At 64.1% G+C, this 18,333-nt stretch carries 15 protein-coding genes; 10 read left to right on the top strand and 5 right to left on the bottom strand.

All coding sequences use genetic code 11. From position 1 onward, the window contains the following. Positions 1-249 precede the first annotated feature (249 nt). The 3 genes from MTX23_RS09400 to MTX23_RS09390 are packed head-to-tail and all read left to right on the top strand — an operon-like array spanning position 250 to position 5,347. Positions 250-2,037: a tetratricopeptide repeat protein gene (locus MTX23_RS09400; protein ID WP_280976355.1), complete on the top strand. Its 1,788-nt coding sequence runs from the start codon at positions 250-252 to the stop codon at positions 2,035-2,037. Positions 2,038-2,059: 22 nt separating this feature from the next. After that, positions 2,060-3,259, top strand: a complete 1,200-nt coding sequence (locus MTX23_RS09395) for a phosphatase PAP2 family protein (RefSeq protein WP_280976354.1) — start codon at positions 2,060-2,062, stop codon at positions 3,257-3,259. A gap of 48 nt (positions 3,260-3,307) precedes the next feature. After that, on the top strand, positions 3,308-5,347 hold the full coding sequence (locus MTX23_RS09390; RefSeq protein WP_280976353.1) for a hypothetical protein: 2,040 nt from the start codon (positions 3,308-3,310) through the stop codon (positions 5,345-5,347). Between the two features lie 39 nt (positions 5,348-5,386). Here the strand turns inward: MTX23_RS09390 and MTX23_RS09385 are convergent, their stop codons facing one another. Beyond that, positions 5,387-5,608 (bottom strand): hypothetical protein, encoded by a 222-nt coding sequence (locus MTX23_RS09385; RefSeq protein ID WP_280976352.1) that lies wholly within the window; start codon positions 5,606-5,608, stop codon positions 5,387-5,389. A 114-nt stretch (positions 5,609-5,722) separates the two neighbouring features. On the opposite strand from MTX23_RS09385, the gene MTX23_RS09380 reads away from it, so the two are divergent. Together MTX23_RS09380 and MTX23_RS09375 are read left to right on the top strand one after the other, a co-directional pair. After that, positions 5,723-6,454, top strand: coding sequence for a cytochrome c biogenesis protein CcdA (locus MTX23_RS09380; protein ID WP_280976351.1), 732 nt, complete (start codon positions 5,723-5,725; stop codon positions 6,452-6,454). Between the two features lie 123 nt (positions 6,455-6,577). Next, the gene (locus MTX23_RS09375; protein ID WP_280976350.1) at positions 6,578-8,281 is read left to right on the top strand and encodes a SulP family inorganic anion transporter; all 1,704 of its coding nucleotides are present in this window, start codon (positions 6,578-6,580) and stop codon (positions 8,279-8,281) included. A gap of 21 nt (positions 8,282-8,302) precedes the next feature. Here MTX23_RS09375 and MTX23_RS09370 read toward each other — a convergent pair whose 3' ends face one another. From MTX23_RS09370 to MTX23_RS09360, 3 genes are all read right to left on the bottom strand, one after another. Then, on the bottom strand, positions 8,303-9,997 hold the full coding sequence (locus tag MTX23_RS09370) for a methyl-accepting chemotaxis protein (RefSeq protein WP_280976349.1): 1,695 nt from the start codon (positions 9,995-9,997) through the stop codon (positions 8,303-8,305). A 334-nt stretch (positions 9,998-10,331) separates the two neighbouring features. Continuing rightward, entirely contained in the window at positions 10,332-10,718 is a 387-nt protein-coding gene (locus MTX23_RS09365) for a hypothetical protein (protein ID WP_280978019.1), read from the bottom strand. 35 nt (positions 10,719-10,753) lie between these two features. Next, on the bottom strand, positions 10,754-12,172 hold the full coding sequence (locus MTX23_RS09360) for an FAD-linked oxidase C-terminal domain-containing protein (protein ID WP_280976348.1): 1,419 nt from the start codon (positions 12,170-12,172) through the stop codon (positions 10,754-10,756). Positions 12,173-12,305: 133 nt separating this feature from the next. Here MTX23_RS09360 and MTX23_RS09355 point away from each other — a divergent pair, with 133 nt between their 5' ends. Next, on the top strand, positions 12,306-12,830 hold the full coding sequence (locus MTX23_RS09355; RefSeq protein WP_280976347.1) for a thioesterase family protein: 525 nt from the start codon (positions 12,306-12,308) through the stop codon (positions 12,828-12,830). A gap of 201 nt (positions 12,831-13,031) precedes the next feature. Here the strand turns inward: MTX23_RS09355 and MTX23_RS09350 are convergent, their stop codons facing one another. Next, positions 13,032-13,205 (bottom strand): DUF1328 domain-containing protein, encoded by a 174-nt coding sequence (locus MTX23_RS09350; RefSeq protein WP_280978018.1) that lies wholly within the window; start codon positions 13,203-13,205, stop codon positions 13,032-13,034. A 285-nt stretch (positions 13,206-13,490) separates the two neighbouring features. Here MTX23_RS09350 and MTX23_RS09345 point away from each other — a divergent pair, with 285 nt between their 5' ends. The 4 genes from MTX23_RS09345 to MTX23_RS09330 all read left to right on the top strand — a co-directional run bounded on the left by MTX23_RS09345 (position 13,491) and on the right by MTX23_RS09330 (position 18,309). Continuing rightward, positions 13,491-16,079, top strand: a complete 2,589-nt coding sequence (locus MTX23_RS09345) for a UvrD-helicase domain-containing protein (RefSeq protein ID WP_280976346.1) — start codon at positions 13,491-13,493, stop codon at positions 16,077-16,079. Positions 16,080-16,142: 63 nt separating this feature from the next. Then, the gene (locus MTX23_RS09340; protein WP_280976345.1) at positions 16,143-16,556 is read left to right on the top strand and encodes a hypothetical protein; all 414 of its coding nucleotides are present in this window, start codon (positions 16,143-16,145) and stop codon (positions 16,554-16,556) included. Continuing rightward, positions 16,553-17,233, top strand: coding sequence for an OmpA family protein (locus MTX23_RS09335; protein ID WP_280976344.1), 681 nt, complete (start codon positions 16,553-16,555; stop codon positions 17,231-17,233). The genes MTX23_RS09340 and MTX23_RS09335 overlap by 4 nt, the downstream gene beginning before the upstream one ends. Positions 17,234-17,385: 152 nt before the next feature. Then, the gene (locus MTX23_RS09330; RefSeq protein ID WP_280976343.1) at positions 17,386-18,309 is read left to right on the top strand and encodes an ABC transporter ATP-binding protein; all 924 of its coding nucleotides are present in this window, start codon (positions 17,386-17,388) and stop codon (positions 18,307-18,309) included. The last annotated feature ends 24 nt before the right edge of the window (positions 18,310-18,333 follow it).

Genomic DNA, 18,333 nt, shown 5'->3' with positions numbered 1-18,333 from the left:
TTCACAAGCCAGCTCAGTCGCTAAGCCCCCCATTGAACATCAAAAGCGCTCGACTTGTGAAGCGGGTCACATACTTCCCCCTGAGGATACATACAGAATGGTGGTTACCGAAGTCGGCGGTTCGGCTGCATACTCTCCCTGGACTTTCGCCTGGGAGACCTGAGATTGGTGCACTGGAATCGCTTGGCCTTGCCATCAACGGGGCCATGCCTGAAATGGCAACGTTCTCTCGAATGACCGGCACGGCAGATGGTTCAAAACGAACTTCCGAGTGCGTTGGACGATCCTGAGCGCGTCGTACGGACCCTGGTGTTCGTCGACGTCGTCGAGTCCGTTCGGCTCATGGAGGAGAACGAAGATGATGTGGTGCGACGATGGCGACAGTTCGTAGGCAAGGTGGAAAAGGACATCCTGCCGTCCCATCGAGGTCGTCTTGTCAAAAGCCATGGCGACGGACTGTTGCTGGAATTTCCCGTCGTCCCGCCCGCAGTCAAGGCCGCATTCGCCGTGCAGCGCGCGAGCGCGGACCTCAATGCGGGCGTGTCGCTGACACAGCACATCATGTTGCGCATGGGTGTGCATTTTGGCCATCTCATTGCGGACGAACACGACGTTTACGGTGTCGGAGTCAATCTCGCCGCCCGTCTTACGGGCCTCGCCGGACCGGGAGAGATCGTCGTTTCAGCGGACGTTCGAGACCAGCTCACGCCATCACTCGACGCGGACATAGAGGATTTGGGGGCATGCTATCTGAAGCATGTGCATGAACCCGTACGAGCGTATCGCGTGGGGCCACCAGGACCACGACCGGTGATCGAACCACACGCACGATCGACGCCTCAGCTGCGGCCCACCATTGCGGTGATTCCGTTCGTCGAGCGCGCCGACGCACAGGGACATCTCGTGGTGGGCGAGGTTCTTGCCGATGAGATCATCTCCGCGCTCTCCCGTGCGTCGGATCTGGACGTCATATCCCGGCTCTCGACCACAGTATTCCGTGGACGCGAGACGTCCGTCGACGAAGTCAGCCGGTACCTAAATGCAAACTATGTTTTATCCGGCAGCTATCGAAGGTCGGGAAGCAAGCTGCGGCTGAACGTCGAGCTGGCCGCATCCGCGCCCGGAACCATCGTCTGGTCCAACACGGTGGAGGGGAATGCGCACGCCCTCGTCAGCGGAAAAGACGATGTCGTCGCCGGCATCGTGACCGGCGTCAGCACGGCCATCATGGCGCGCGAGCTCCAGCGCGCTCAGTCCCAGCCGCTGCCCACGCTGGAAAGCTACACGTTGCTGATGGGCGCGATAACGCTGATGCACCGGCTCTCGCTACAGGATTTCGCCCGAGCCCGCCGAATGCTGGAAGCGCTGACCGAACGCATTCCCAGGCAGGCTATACCGTGGGCCTGGATGGCCAAATGGCACGTTTTACGGGTCCAACAAGGTTGGTCCGAAGATCCATCCGTGGACGCACAGCTGGCCCTCGATTGCGGACGCAGAGCGCTGGAGGCCGATCCCCAATGCTCACTCGCGCTGGTGATGTCCGGCTTCGTACACACCAATTTGTTACGGCGCCTCGACGTCGCCGAACAGCAATATGACCTCGCGCTTCACATCAATCCCAACGACGCGCTTGCCTGGTTGCTCAAGGGCACTTTGCTGGCGTTCAAGGGAGAAGGAAAATCCGCGATCAGCCATACGCAGCGCGCGCTGCGATTGTCACCGCTCGATCCGCACCGCTATTTCTACGATTCTCTCGCCGCGACCGCAGCTCTCTCCGCTGGGCAGTACAAGCGCGCAATCGAGCTCGCCAACCGATCCTTGCGCGCAAATCGCACCCACACATCAACATTCCGCGCGCTGGCAATTTCACAATGGCAGCTTGGGCTGCATGACGACGCGCGCAAGACGGTAAGCGAGTTGCTGAAGCTGGAGCCGAGCCTCACGGTCACACGATACCGGGAGCTGCATCCCAGCAGCGGTTTCGAGACAGGGAAGATTTGGTCCAACGCTTTAGAGGGAGCGGGAGTGCCGCTGTAACGTCAACGAAAGGGGCAGGTCGATGAGCACTGAAGGCGGAGCTGGTGGTGCCGGTGGAGCAGGTGGTGCGGCCCTGTTGGGTGGTGCCGGCGGTGCGGGCGGCGCAGGAGGAGCTGGCGGGGCCGGCGGCGCAGGTGGCGCGGGCTACGGCGGATACAGTTCGCCGATGACTGCCGGCGCGTTGATCATGCAACGCGACGGCATTGTCGGAAACTGGAAGGGCAAGACACTTCCTCCCACGACCCGGGCGTTGGAGGATACCGCCAACCTTCATGCGTGGGAACCCTGGGTACGAGCTGCGATCATCGATTTTGATCTGCTGTCCCACTTGTACTTCAACAATCACTCGGAAACATTCACTTACACGGATCACGGTAGCACTGTCTCTAAGACATCCAATCAGACGTCGGTAACGATCTGGCATCTCGATGCCACGTTTACGGCAACCAATCCGGCGCCCACGACCACCTCAAGTCGGGTCGCGACATTCATCCGGCCGACCGACGCGATATTCAAGGCGCAGCTTGACTTCCTTGATCAGTATTCGGACCTCCGGGAGGATCGCGCGGCGGAAATCCTCTGCGAGCTTGGACCGCAATACGCCTTCTGGAGTTCAGTCGTAAATCTGCATCCCGAGCGAACCAAAAAGACCATCGAGTTGATCGACGCGGCGTTGAGGCTCGCCAACTATGTCGAGATGCGCATCAAGCACGCCCTCGCGTGCCGCCGGCCGATCGAACTGTCGCCGCAGGTGCAGCCCATCATCCTGACACCTGGCCACGGCTCGTTCCCGAGCGGACACTCGACCGAAAATCATATGGTTGCCCGCATACTTTGGGAGCTGTGCGGGAAGGGAAACAAGGATCTCGGCGAGCAATTGATGAGAGAAGCCGCGCGGATCGCGGTCAATCGCACGGTCGCGGGCGTACACTTCCCCGTCGACACCGCAGCCGGACAGGTGCTCGGGCTGACCCTTGGACGCTATTTCATTCAACGCGCTCTCGGCGGCCGGAACTTCAATGCGTGGCGGTTCGACGGCGAGCGTTACCCCGGCAACCAGGACTTCATCTTCCACCATTTCCACTACGATCCGGGGACGGACAAGGAGACAATGGATCCCTATGTGGATCCGCTTTACGTGGATTCCATTCCCTCCAAGGCGCCGGCCAAGTCGCTGATCCTTGGATGGCTCTGGAAAGAGGCGGCCGACGAGTGGATATAGCCTGAGCCCGGCCACAGACCGCGCCATCAACATCTCGGGGGGTCTTCGATGCTCGGAAACGAAAACCTGATCGCTCCTTACCTGCAATGGGCCACCCTGACCCAGTTCGCCTATCTCGAAGGCGACTGGTTCCGGGTGCTTCTCGAAGTCGAGCGCTCCGTCAGTTCATTCATATCCACGGTGAAGAGTTTGAACACAGAGCGCGACGTTATCATCCCTGCCATCTATGATACGGCACCACGCGATCTGCAGCCGGCCGACGTCACCTTCTGCATGGGCATTATGAGTCGGAGGGCGCTTGAGCTCCTTGCAGAAAAAAGCCCGGGTGACTCGGGCGCCGAGAAACGGCTGTTTCAGACGATGCGGACATTGGCAGGTTCGATCAGAAGTATCGAGCTCTGCACGTCGATCACCGTGCCGCGGTCCGTCATCAAGCCCGCGCCAAAGAAGAGCAAGCCGGCCAGGATCAAGCGCCAGAAGGTCGTCGCCCAGGCTGCACGGCCCAACGTCGTCATCGGCATCATCGATGACGGTTTGGCGTTTGCTCACGAGCGGTTTCGGTTCAGCAACGGCAATACGCGCTTCAAATACTTCCTAAACCAGGACGACGTCGCATTCGCGAGCCCCGGACCGGGGCGCGAATTCACCGAAGCGGACATCAACAAACTGCTGCAGCAATGCAGATACGCGAACACAGTCGATGAAGACCAAGTGTACCAGCTTGCCGGACAAAACCTGGTCGGTCGTGGCGCGAAGCATGGCACCCATGTCATGGATATTGCCTGCGGACTTGATCCGAAGGACGCTGGAGCCGATGCCCCTTACCTGATTGGCGTGCAACTGCCGAAATGGGTGACGCAGGAAACGTCCGGCGCGCTTCTGACCGGGCCCGCACACTACGCCATCAGCTACATCGTCAATCGCGCCGACCAGATTGCGGCCGAACTAGGCACCGCTCTCCTGCCGATCGTGATCAACCTCAGCTATGGCAATATCGCCGGCCCCCACGATGGGACCGCGCCACTTGAAATCGCGATCGATCAACTGATCGCCGCCCGTCCAACGCCATTGCGCGTCGTCGTGCCCGCCGGAAATCACTACCTTGCGCGGTGCCATTCCCGCTTTGACCTTGCAGCAAGCACCTCTGCAGACGGTTCGACCGAGAAACTGCACTGGCGCGTCCAGCCCGACGACAAGGCCATGTGCTTCATGGAGATATGGCTTCCGCTGCTGGCGCCAGATCGGACACGCCCTCAAGTTGCCGTACGTTTGACTGCACCCACGGGTGAAAGCTCTCCCTGGGTTCAGCCAGGCACAGCGTGGCCGCCGTCGGGGACGACCAACATCCGCTTCGGAGTGCAATCGGTCGATCTGACAGGACAACGCCCACACATCCTGCTGTCGCTCGTTCCCACTGCGACGATGGAGACCAACCTGCCCGTTGCACCGTCTGGGACATGGCTGGTTGAGGTTGAGAACCTAGGTAGCCCTGTGACGGTCGATGCCTGGGTGCAGCGTGGCGATACACCATTCGGGTATCCCTTGTGGGGGCGACAGTCGCGCTTCGATGACGATGACGGGCAGTATCACCGCTTTGATCACGCGGGCCGGCTGGAGGAGGAGGACATCGGCGCGAGTACAATTCGCAGGCGCGGCAGCCTTAACGCGCTCGCGACCGAGCAGCGCGCCATCGTGATTGGCGGGTTTCGACGGAGCGATTGCCGTCCCAGCCGATATTCGGGCGCAGGCCCCGTATCGACACCGCCCGCAACCTTACCTCCGCGGAACGGACCGGACGCCGCCGCCGTGGCGGATGATTCCGTCGCGCTGCACGGCGTGCTCGCCGCAGGCACCCGCACGGGGTCTGTCGTGGCGATGGACGGGACAAGTATCGCAGCCCCGCAAGTGACCCGGCTAATCGCGGAATGGATGAAACTCGGGCAACCCAGCGATCGTGCTGCCGTGCAGCAGTTCGCGGCCACACGCGATAGCTGCCCGCCGCCGACAGCGCCCAAGCTGCGCGAGCGCATTGGAGCGGGCCGGATCGAGCTTCCGCCGAGGGTCGCCAAACGCTGGCAGCGCTGGTAGCAACGTTCGAATGCGTGGCCGGCCGGAAGGCCGTCCGAGTTACCCCAGCGCATGGCTTTTGTGGCCGAAATGGGCGCGCTCGAGCCGGTGTGGCAGGTCGCTTTCGCTCGTCGGCGCCTCCCGCGCGATCGCGCCTTGCACCGGGGCGTAGACCCGATCGGCCGCCGCCAGCGCCTTTTCCAGGAACTGCTCGACCAAAAGCACGGCCGTGCCCTGCTCGCGCAGCCTCCCGATGACGTTGAGCACCCTATCGACCAGCACGGGCGAGCCCCGGACACGGGTCTGTGACCATAGTTGAAGAGGCATACGACGAAACTTCTGGATTGTTGGCGGCGTACACGCCAAGACAGGACAACCACCTGCGAAGGTTCATTGATGCACGACGTCTCGATTCCGGCAGCCCTGATCGCCGGCCTTGTCAGCTTCCTGTCGCCCTGCGTGCTGCCGCTGGTGCCGCCCTATCTGATCTATCTGACCGGCGCGACCATCGAGCAGGTCAACCAGGATGGCGCGACCGCGACCTCCAAGCGCGCGGTGATGACGGCTGCGCTGATGTTCGTGCTCGGCTTCTCCACCGTATTCGTCGCGCTCGGCGCCAGCGCCTCATTCGTCGGCAGCCTGGTGCGCGCCTGGTCGGCCGAGCTGTCGATCCTGGCCGGCATCGTCATCATCGTCATGGGCCTGCACTTCCTCGGCGTGACCCGGATCGGCCTCCTGATGCGCGAGGGGCGGCTAACCGCGCCCAAGCCGGTCGGGCTGTGGGGCGCCTATGTCATGGGCCTGGCCTTCGCCTTCGGCTGGACGCCGTGCATCGGACCGATCCTCGCGGCGATCCTCTCGATCGCGGCCTCCACCGCCACCGTGACCAAGGGCGCCGGGCTGCTCGCGGTCTATTCCGCCGGGCTCGGCATCCCCTTCCTGCTCGCAGCGTTCATGGTCGAGCAGTTCTCGTCGCTGTTCGCGCGGATGAAGGGCCATCTCGACACTGTCGAGCGCGTGATGGGCGTCTTGATGGTGGTCACCGGCATCGGCTTCCTGACCGGTGCCGTCTCCAGCATCAGTGTCTGGCTGCTCGAGACCTTCCCGGCGCTGCAAAACATCGGCTAGGCCCATCAAGCTCCTCACGGTAGGAACGCAGCGCGTCTCCGGACACGCACAACTCCGCTGGCTTTTCGCCACACGATGTGGACTATTTCCTAAGGGCATCACAGCCGAGGAGAGCGCGGACCGATGGGCCAGGATCGCCCCACACACGCCAACTGGCCGATCTTCCGTTCACTCACCGCGTTCCGGCCGAGCGACCTGCCGGGCGACCTGATCGCCGGGCTGACCCTTGCCGCGATCGCGATCCCCGAGCAGATGGCGACCTCGCGGCTCGGCGGCTTCTCGCCGCAAATCGGCTTCTTCGCCTTCGTCGCGGGCTCGCTCGGCTTTGCGATGTTCGGCGCCAACCGCTTCCTGTCCTGCGGCGCCGATTCCACCATCACGCCGATCTTCGCCGGCGGCCTGGCGCTGATGGCAACATCGGGCTCGCCCGACTATCAGGCGCTCGCGATGGCGCTGGCGCTGATGGTCGGCGTGATCATGATCGCCGGCAGCCTGTTCAAGCTCGGCTGGATCGCCAACCTGCTGTCGACGCCGGTGACAGTCGGCTTCCTCGCCGGCATCTCGGTCCACATCCTGGTCTCGCAGCTGCCCGGCGTGCTCGGCCTGCACACACCCGACGGAGCGACGCTCTACAAGCTCGGGGTTCTCGCCCAGGAGCTCGGCCTGACCAATCCCTACACGCTGGCGATCGGCCTCGGCGTGCTGGCGCTCGTCGCCGGATCCGAGGCGATCAGCGCGCGCATTCCGGGTGCGCTGATCGGTCTCGTCGCCGCCACCGTCGCCGTGATCGCCGGCCATCTCGAAAGCAAGGGCGTCAGCGTGGTCGGCACTGTGCCGGGAACGCTGCCGAATCCGTCGTTTCCCGACCTCGCCCCGGAACGCTGGGTGAAGCTGTTGTCGCTGGCGCTGCTGATCGCAATCGTCGTGATGGTGCAGACGGCGGCGACGACGCGCTCCTTCCTCTCCGACCCGGACAAGCCGGCCGATGTCGACCGCGACTTCCTCGGCGCCGGCGTCGGCAGCCTGCTGTCCGGGGTGTTCGGCGCCTTTCCCGTCAATGCCAGCCCACCTCGCACCGGCATCGTGTCGGAGACCGGCGGACGCACCCAACTTGCCGGGCTGTTTGCCGCGGCGATCGTGCTCGCGCTACTGGCGTTCGGCGCGACGCTGCTGCAGCACGTGCCGGATGCCGCGCTCGGCGGCGTGCTGCTGTTCGTCGCGCTACGCATCATCCGCGTCAAGCAGATCGTCACCATCTTCCGGCAGTCGTTCTACGAATTCCTGCTCGTGGTGGCGACCGCCGCCGCGATCATCGTGCTGCCGATCGAGCAAGGCGTCGCCGTCGGCATCGCGCTGTCGCTGCTGCACGGCATCTGGACCACGACGCGCGGCCGGCTGGTCGAGTTCGTTCACGTGCCCGGCACGACGATCTGGTGGCCGGCGAGCCGGGATATCGCCGGCGGGCACCGGCCCGGAATTGTCGTCGTCGGCCAGCAGGCGCCGCTATCATTCCTCAACGCCGCGAACTTCCACAGCGACGTGATCAAGATGATCGGAGCATCGACACCGAAGCCGCGGCTGCTTGTGATCGAGGCCAGCGGCATCGTCGAGATCGACTTCACCGCCGCGCAGGCCCTGCACGATTTGTTCCGCGAATGCCGCGACGACGGCGTTACAGTGGCGATCGCCCGGCTGGAATCGACACGCGCGCAGGACGCGTTCGAACGCTTCAACCTCTACGATGTCCTGCCGAGGGATCACGTCTTCCACAGCGTCGACGAAGCCCTGCGTGCGCTTGGCGGCCAGGCATCGGCCGAGGCGCGGTGACGGCCGAGCCGTCCGTGTATCTCAAGCCGCGCGCACCGCGTCCAGGAACCTGCTCACCTCGACCTTCAGCCGCGTGCTATCGGGCGACAGCGATTGCGCCGCGGACAGAACCTGCGACGAGGCGGAGCCCGTTTCGCCGGCGCCACGCTCCACATCGATGACGTCCGACGACACCTGCCTGGTCCCCTGCGCGGCCTGCTGCACGTTGCGCGAGATTTCTTGCGTGGCAGCGCCCTGCTCTTCGACCGCGGACGCGATCGTCGATGCGATCTCGGACATGCGGCCGATGGTGTCGCCGATCTGCTTGATCGCCTCTACCGACTCCTGCGTCGCCGCCTGGATGCCGGAGATCTGCGCGCTGATCTCACCTGTCGCCCGGGCGGTCTGCTCGGCCAGAGCCTTCACTTCCGACGCGACCACAGCGAACCCTCGGCCGGCTTCCCCTGCGCGCGCGGCCTCGATAGTGGCGTTCAGTGCCAGAAGATTGGTCTGGCCGGCGATACTGGTGATCAGCTCGACCACATCGCCAATCCGGGCGGCGGCGCTGGCGAGTTCGCCGACGCGATCGTTGGTCTTGCGGGCCTGCCCGACGGCGTGACTGGCGATATCGGCGGATTCCTGCATCCGGCGACCGATCTCCGTGACCGACGCTGCCATCTCCTCGGTTGCCGACGCCACGGATTGCACGTTGGTCGACGCCTGCTCCGAGGCGGCGGCAACGGAGGTTGCGAGATGCTGTGAGCGCCCGGCCGTCGCCGTCAACGTGGCGGCGGATGCCTCCAGCTCGGTCGAGGCCGAGGAGACTGTCTCGACGATTTCGCCGATCATCGCCTCGAACTCGCGGGTGATCCGGTCGACGCGCTGACCGCGCTCAATCTTGGCTTCGGCGTCCGCCGCTGCGGCCTCGTCTGCTGCGCGCTTGTCGATCAACGCCTGCTTGAACACCTGCAACGCGTCGGCCATGGAGCCGATCTCGGTCCTCTCGCCCTGATGCGGCACGACGGCCGTCAAATCGCCCGCGCCAAGCGCCTGCATCGGTTTCACGATCGAGGCAATGCCGCTCGAGACCTCCCTCACCAGATAGATGCCGATGCCGGCGCCAACCACGGTCGCCACGCCGATGATGGAGATGATGATCATCAACGCCGAGTCATAGTTCTTCGCCGCCTCCGCTCCCGCGGTGTTGGCTCCTGCATTCATGAGCTCGACGCTCTTGGCGATCAGCGCGTCCGCCTTTTGTCCCTGCGGAATGGCCTGCGCCTCGTTCAGCTTAACCGCTTCGCGGGGCAGGCCACCGGCTTCATTGGCGCGCGAGAGCGCGATGACCTTCTCCGCGAGCTGCATGTAGACATCCCATTCGCGCGCCCATTCCGCATAGGCCGCCCGCTCTTCGGGCGAGGTGATCAGCTTCTCATATGCCTGTCGCGTCTTGTTGCTGAGCTCCACCTGCGCCCTCAGGCGCGTCTCGGCCTCCGCCTTCGCCTCGGCCGTCTCCGACAGCATGTGTCCGCGCAGGATGCTGCGATAATTATTGGCGCCGGCGCGCAAATCGCCGAGCGTGCGCACGCCGGGCAGCCAGCTGTTCTGAATCTCGACAGTCTTGGAATTGATGTCGCGCATCTTCAGGATTGCAAGCAAGCCCATGCCGGTCATGCCGACGAGAAGCAGCGAAATGACAATGGCGATCTTGTTGCGAATTGAAAGGCGGGAGAGCATACGTCTATTCCTTCGATCAATAATGTTTGGCATGAGCCCGAAGATGAATGGCTTAATTGGGCGGAGCGTCAGTATTGAGTTGTGTCGTCGTACGATCACTCGCCGGCCGCGATTGAATCGGCCCGAGGTTAAGAACACGTAGCGACTTCGGCCATGGCACGTCCGCGCCGTCAGATCGGCATGAGGTATTTTGTCGCGCGCCCGGATATTTACGGGGAGCACAGGCAGCGGCGCAAAGCCATCCGGCACGACAATCCGGTGTGATGACGCCACCGGCCTTGAGGCAGCATCCGACCGACGACACGCAGTGCCCGGTATCGAAGCTTGCGCCGGGCTACTCGCCTTGCAGCGTCGGGTGCTCCTTCAGGACTTCCGCCTTGATCGAGCTGGCCTGGATCGCGCGGAACAATGTCCGCGACGTCTTGATGTTGTGCGCTTTCATGCAGAGGCCGACGATCTCGCGCACGGCGGCGTCGCGCACCAATCCGTCCGAGACCTTCATCGCGATCTCCATCGCGACCCGGGCGGCACGCTCATAGCGATCGCGTTCGGGCTGATCGTTGTGCGGCGAGTTGCCGCTGGACGCGCCGACCTTCTCGGCGCTGTCGGCTGCCGCACGGCAGATGGTGCGGATCTTCTGCGCGGCCTCGATGTCGCCGAGTGGCTGCTCGACGGGATCGTCCCAGATATCCTTGGGCTTCGCCCTGCTGAACCACGACAACATCGCCACATCCTGTGGCCGGAAGGATTCGAAATTTAGGCAGCAGGAACGATCTTTCCGGGATTGAAGATGTTCTGCGGATCGAGTGCGCGCTTCAGCGCACGCATCGCGTCGAGTGCCTCGGGGCCGAGCTCGGCCTCAAGGTATTTCTGCTTACCCTGGCCGATGCCGTGCTCGCCGGTGCAGGTGCCGCCCATCGATTGGGCACGCTCGACCAGGCGATGCATGAACTCCTCGCCGCGCGCCATCTCGTCCTTGTTGTCGACGTCGCAGACCAGCGAGCAGTGGAAATTGCCGTCGCCGACATGGCCGACGATCGGCGACAGCAGATTGAGCCGCTTCAGATCGTCCTCGGTCTCGGTGACGCAGTCGGCGAGCCGCGAGATCGGCACGCAGACGTCGGTCGCGACCACGCCGGCGCCGGGACGCAGCGCCTTCACCGACCAATAGGCGTCGTGCCGGGCCTGCCACAGCCTGGTGCGGTCCTCCGGCTTGGTGGTCCAGCTGAAGTCGCCGCCGCCGCATTCGGCGGCGATGTCGCGGAAATTCTTCGACTGCTCGGCGACCTCGACCTCGCTGCCGTGGAATTCCAAAAGCAGCAGCGGCGTCTCCGGCAACGACAGCTTCGAATAGTTGTTGCAGGCCTTCACCTGCTCGGCGTTGAGCAGCTCGATGCGCGCCACCGGGATGCCGGTCTGGATCGCGAGGATCGTGGCCTGGCAGGCGCCGCGCACCGTCTCGAACGAACAGGCGGCGGCCGCGATCGTCTCGGGAATGCCGCGCAGGCGGATGGTGAGCTCGGAGATGATGCCGAGCGTCCCTTCCGCGCCGACGAACAGATGCGTCAGATCGTAGCCGGCGGACGACTTCTTCGCTCGCGTGCCCGTGGTGATGATCTCGCCGTCGCCGCGCACCACCTTCAGCGCCAGCACGTTCTCGCGCATGGTGCCGTAGCGCACTGCATTGGTGCCGGAGGCTCGGGTCGAGGTCATGCCGCCGAGCGAGGCGTCGGCGCCGGGATCGATCGGGAAGAACAGGCCCTGGTCGCGCAGATACTCGTTCAGCGCCTTCCTCGTCACGCCGGGCTGGATCACGCAGTCGAGGTCCTCGGCGTGGACCTCCAGCACCTTGTTCATGTCGCGCAGGTCGATGCAGATGCCGCCGGCCGGCGCGTTGACCTGGCCTTCGAGCGAGGTTCCAGTGCCGAACGCGATCACCGGCACGCGATGCTGCGAGCAGATCCGCACCACGTCCTGGATGTCTGATGTTTCCTGCGCCATCACCACGGCATCCGGCGGCTGGGTCGGCAGCCACGTGGTGGTATGCGCGTGCTGCTCGCGCACAGCCTGCGACGTCACGAGCCGGTTGCCGAACCGCGCCGCCAGCGCGTCGATCGCGCTCTTCAGGGCCTGCGGCTCCGGTTGCGTCACATTGCTCGAAATCGTTGTCGCCACGTCAAAATTCCTCCGACTTTGGCCGACCGTGGCAAAGCTTGTATAAGGGGTCAAGAGAGCATGATCCAAAAAATAGCCGCCGATCGCTCGCCGAAAACCGTGCTCGAATGGGTCGAACAGACAGGGACGAATAATGACTTCAGTGACTGCCGCCAAGGGGATCTCGAACGGGATCTCGCTTCCGCCCGCCCCGTTCCTGTCCTCGGTGATGCAGATCGACCCGCAATGGATCGATTACAACGGCCATCTCAACATGGCCTATTACAATGTGATGTTCGACCGCGCGATCGACGAGATGTGGCTGCAGATCGGGATCGGCCCGGCCTACATGAAGGAGCGGCACTGCTCGACCTTCACCGCCGAATGCCATGTGCGCTATTTGCGGGAGATCCATCTCGGCGATCCCGTGCAGGTCTCGGTCTACCTGCTCGGCGCCGACGAGAAGCGGCTGCACACATTCGAAGAGCTGCGCCACGCCAGCGAAGGCTGGATCTCAGCGACCTCGGAGAACCTCACGCTCCACATCGACATGGAAGCGCGCAAGGTGGCGCCGTTTCCGCCTGATATCCGCGCCCGCGCCCAGGCGATCGTGGACAGCTACGCGGGTGTTCCGCGTCCCGAAGGCATCGGCCGCAACGTGGCGATGCCCTCGAAATAGATCCATCGCAGCTTCTTGTTTGAAGTGGTCTCGCCGCGAGTTCGTCACCTTTCCCCAACGGGGAGAGGTCGATTTGCGTAGCAAATCGGGTGAGGGGGTCAGGTCCCGCGATAGAGCGTAACCCCTCACCCGCGCCTTCGGCGCGACCTCTCCCTATGGGAGAGGTTTCGCACTGCCGTTGCGGCCGCCATAACTCCCTGTTCATACCCTTGTGCGGCCACGCGCCAAGCCGATCACGGCCGACACCAGGAACAGGATGACGGCGATGAAGAAGATCGTCTTGGCGATCTCGATGGACGTGCCGGCGATACCGCCAAAGCCCAGAATGCCCGCGATCAGGGCGATAACCAGGAAGGTGACGACCCAGCTCAGCATGATCAAACCTCCGCCTCGTTTCGCTTGCCCGCGCGGGCTCACGCCGACGCATGACCTGGGGAAACAATCCGGCGGCGAAAGGCTGGTTCCTGTCGCCGAAACCGCGAAATTTTCGCCGATTTCTGGAACCAAACCGGCGAAAAAGCCGTCAGCGAAGCCGTTCCGGCGCAGCCCGATAAAACCTGTCAAAACGGCCGATCAGGCCCTATATGACCGGCAATCCCTGCTAAGAAGGCTCCCCTTCACCGTCCCGCGGTGCCATCGTGGGGCCGAGACGATTCGCCTATGACCGAGCCGAGCAAACAGCCCCATCACGGCGTTCCCGAGCACCAGCCGGTGGCTGGCGGCATTGCCGCGCGTGCGCGCGCAGCCGCGGGCGGTCCGCAATATCTCAGCGGCCTCAATCCGGAGCAGTGCGAGGCGGTCGAGACGCTCGACGGCCCAGTGCTGGTGCTCGCCGGCGCCGGCACCGGCAAGACGCGGGTACTGACCACGCGCATCGCGCATATCCTGAGCCAGGGCCGCGCGCGGCCGCACGAGATCCTGTCGGTGACCTTCACCAACAAGGCGGCGCGCGAGATGAAGCTGCGCCTCGGCCAGATGCTGGGCCAGGCGGTGGAAGGCATGCCGTGGCTCGGCACCTTCCACTCGATCGGCGGCCGCATCCTGCGCACCCATGCCGAGCTGGTGCAGCTCAAGTCCAACTTCACCGTGCTCGACGTCGACGACCAGGTGCGGCTGTTGAAGCAGCTCTTGCAGGCCGAGAACATCGACGACAAGCGCTGGCCGGCGCGGATGCTGGCCGGCCTGATCGACAGCTGGAAGAACCGCGGGCTCACGCCTTCGCAAGTGCCGTCTGGCGAGGCCGCTTCGTTCGGCAACGGCAAGGGCGGCAAGATCTACGCGACCTATCAGGAGCGGCTGAAGATCCTCAATGCCGCCGATTTCGGCGACCTCCTGCTGGAGAACATCCGGTTGTTCCGCGAGAACCCGGATGTGCTGCGGCAGTACCAGAACCGCTTCAAGTTCATCCTGGTCGACGAATATCAGGACACCAACGTCGCGCAGTATCTCTGGCTGCGGCTGCTGTCGCAGGCGCCGACGCGGCCGGGCCTTCCCCTTTCAGCAGTCATTCCGGGGCCCCTCGAAGGGGCGAACCCGGAATCTGGAGTCAATAAGGACTCATCTCGAGATTCCGGGTCTGCGCCGCCGGCGCATCCCGGAATTGCGGAGTCTGCACCACCGGCAGCGCCGCCGAAAAACATCTGCTGCGTCGGCGACGACGACCAGTCGATCTATGGCTGGCGCGGCGCCGAGGTCGACAACATCCTGCGCTTCGAGCACGATTTTCCCGGCGCCAAGGTGATCCGGCTGGAGCGCAACTACCGCTCCACCGGCCACATCCTCGCCGCCGCCTCGCATCTGATCGCGCACAATGAAGGCCGGCTCGGCAAGACGCTGCGCACCGAGGATGTCGACGGCGAGAAGGTCACCGTCACCGGCTCCTGGGATTCGGAAGAGGAAGCGCGCGCGATCGGCGAGGAGATCGAGGAGCTGCAGCGCTCCGGCGAGAACCTCAACGACGTCGCCATTCTGGTGCGCGCCTCGTTCCAGATGCGCGAGTTCGAAGACCGCTTCGTCACGCTCGGCCTGCCCTATCGCGTGATCGGCGGCCCGCGCTTCTACGAGCGCGCCGAGATCCGCGATGCGCTGGCGTACTTACGCACCATCAATTCGCCCGCCGACGATCTCGCCTTCGAGCGCATCGTCAACGTGCCGAAGCGCGGGCTCGGCGATGCCACCGTGCAGATGCTGCACGATCACGCCCGCAAGCGCCGCATTCCGCTGTTCGAGGCGGCGCGCGCCGTGGTCGAGACCGACGAATTGAAGCCGAAGGCGCGCGGCAGCTTGCGCGATCTCGTCGCGCAGTTCGACCGCTGGCGCGTCCAGTCCGAGGTAACCGCGCATACCGAGCTCGCCGAGATCGTGCTCGACGAGAGCGGCTATACCGAGATGTGGCAGAAGGACCGCTCGGCGGACGCCGCCGGCCGGTTGGAGAACCTGAAGGAGCTCGTCCGCTCGATGGAGGAGTTCGAGAACCTGCAAGGTTTCCTCGAGCACATCTCGCTGGTGATGGACCGCGACGGCGACACCGGCGACGAGGCGGTGTCGCTGATGACGCTGCATTCGGCCAAGGGCCTCGAATTCGACAACGTGTTCCTGCCGGGCTGGGAGGAAGGCCTGTTCCCGAGCCAGCGCACGCTGGACGAACAGGGCCGCGCCGGGCTCGAGGAAGAGCGCCGCCTCGCCCATGTCGGACTGACCCGCGCCCGCCGCCGCGCGAAGATCTATTTTGCCACCAACCGCCGCATCCATGGCACCTGGTCGACCACGATCCCCTCGCGCTTCCTCGACGAGTTGCCGGCGCACAATGTCGAGATCACGGAATCGAAGGGCGGCTCCGGCTGGGGCGGCACCGGCGGCTATGGCGCGTCGCGCTTCGACAATCTCGAATCATTCGGCTCGAGCTACACGACGCCGGGCTGGCAGCGCGCCCAGGCGAATCGCAACCGCGGCGGCGGGTTCGAGGAGCGGCAGTCGTCCTTCTCAGGCTCGCGCAGCGATGCCTTCGGCCCGCGAGGCAATGCCGCGTCCGGCGGCTTCGGCCGCAACAAGCGCGGTCCGCTGGTGATCGAGGGCGAGCTGGTGGCGAAATCGACCGGCACGGTGTCGGAATTCTCGCTGGATGACCGGGTGTTTCACCAGAAATTCGGCTACGGCCACGTGGTGAAGATCGACGGCAACAAGCTGACCATCGCCTTCGAGAAGGCCGGCGAGAAGAAGGTGGTCGACAGCTTTGTGGAGCGGGTGTGACCGGAAGGCCTCCTCTCTTCGTACCCCTTGACCGTCGCTGAATTCATGGGTTGAGATGGCCGCATGGTCCGGGCAGGGTTTTTCCTTTTTGTCATCGCGCTCACTGCGCCGTCGCTGGCGGTCGCGGAGACGATGAGCTTTGGCGATGCGGCGGCGCAGCTCGCCAAGGCCTGCGGCGCAGACATCACCGCCAACTGCCGCGGCGTCAACCTCGACTCCAACCGGCTCAAGGAATGCCTGTCGCGCAATCGGGACGCGATCTCGGCCGATTGCAAGGCCACCTATTTCTCGACCTTCGACGCCATCCAGAAGCGGATCGCGGCGCGCATCACCGTCGCCGGCGCCTGTAGGCACGAGATCGTCAAGGTGTGCGGCGGCTCGACCAAGGAGACCAGCAAGTCGGTCGCCTGCCTCGTCACCGCAAAGGGCGTCAGCCGCAATTGCGCGCAAGCCATTTCCGACGCGGGGTATCAATGATGCGCAGGCTGACGCGAGGCTTGCGCGACCTCGGCATGCTCGGCGCGCTGATGCTGCTGGCGGCGCCGCTCGCTCCGGTGAGCGCGCAAACGGCGATCACGCGCGACGACGTCATCGCCAAGCTCGACCATGTCGAGCACGCCGCTGACATCGACGTGCCCGCGCTGCGCCAGCAGGTGCTCGAGCGGTCGCGCTCGCGGTCGAAGAACGAACCGCCGCCGCAGAAGCGGCCGCCGATCGTACCCGAGCTGACCGGCCTGCCGGCCTTCAACGCCGCCATCCAGTTCGACGTCGATACGCCGATCGTGCTGCCGGAATCCTACCAGACCGTCGGGCGTATCGCCGACGCGCTGGTGCACGTCTCGCTGCAGCCCTACAACTTCCTGATCGTCGGCCACATCGAGGCAACCGGCAAGCGCGAGAGCAACGCGATCCTGAGCCAGCGCCGCGCCGACGCGATCCGCGACATCCTCGTCAACACTTTCAAGATCTCGGCCAAGCGCCTGCAGTCCGTCGGACTCGGCGAGGAGCAACTGCTCGACCCCGCGCATCCCAACGCGCCGGTCAACAACGAGATCCAGATCGTGACCCTCTCCAAGGTCGCCGAGCAAAGCGAGCCGCCGCCCGCGCACCCGGCGCCGGCCGCCGCTGCCAAGAAGCCGACGAAGAAGCGCTAACGCGGCCTTTCGGCCACATCCGCAGAATAAATTTTCTGCCCGATCGGGTGATTGCAGAACGGATTGAGCGTCCCTATCTGCCGGTAACCTTCGCCCCGCCCCGTTTCCGGGCGCCGCTTTGCGCGCCCCTTCCCTTACGCTCTCAACCGTCCATGTCGCCGATCATTTCCGTCTCCAACCTTTCGAAAACCTACGGCTCCGGCTTCAAGGCGCTGAACAACATCAATCTCGATATCGCCAAGGGCGAGATCTTTGCGCTGCTCGGGCCGAACGGCGCCGGCAAGACCACGCTGATCAGCATCATCTGCGGCATCGCCAATCCGAGCCAGGGCAAGATCTCGGTCGGCGGCCACGAGATCATCAGCGACTATCGCGCGGCGCGGTCGATGATCGGACTGGTTCCGCAGGAGCTGCACACCGACGCCTTCGAGTCTGTGTGGGCCACCGTCAGCTTCAGCCGCGGCCTGTTTGGCAAGCCGAAGAACCCCGCCCACATCGAGAAGGTGCTGAAGGACCTGTCGCTCTGGGACAAGAAAGACAGCAAGATCGTCACCCTGTCCGGCGGCATGAAGCGCCGCGTGATGATCGCCAAGGCGCTGTCGCATGAGCCGCAGATCCTGTTCCTGGACGAGCCAACGGCCGGCGTCGACGTCGAACTGCGCAAGGGCATGTGGGAGGTGGTGCGCGCGCTGCAGGCCTCGGGTGTCACCATCATCCTGACCACGCATTACATTGAGGAAGCCGAGGAGATGGCCGACCGCATCGGCGTCATCAACAAGGGCGAGATCATCCTGATCGAGAACAAGGCGACGCTGATGGAAAAGCTCGGCAAGAAGCATCTCACGCTGCAACTGCAGAACAGGCTCGACGCCATTCCGCCGACACTAGCCGCCTACAATCTCGAACTGTCCGGCGACGGCCGCACCGTGACCTACGACTACGACACCAAGGGCGACCGCACCGGCATCACCAGCCTGCTCAACGATCTCCGCAATGCCGGCATCCGCATCTCCGATCTTGATACCAAGCAGTCATCCCTCGAGGACATTTTCGTCAGCCTGGTGCGGCAAGTTTGAAGTTCGTATCAATTTTGCCGCGCC

Source organism: Bradyrhizobium sp. ISRA436 (genome assembly GCF_029910015.1).
GTDB lineage: Bacteria > Pseudomonadota > Alphaproteobacteria > Rhizobiales > Xanthobacteraceae > Bradyrhizobium.
The sequence above is the reverse complement of the archived record's forward strand: the minus strand, read 5'-3'. Positions and strand labels throughout refer to the sequence as shown.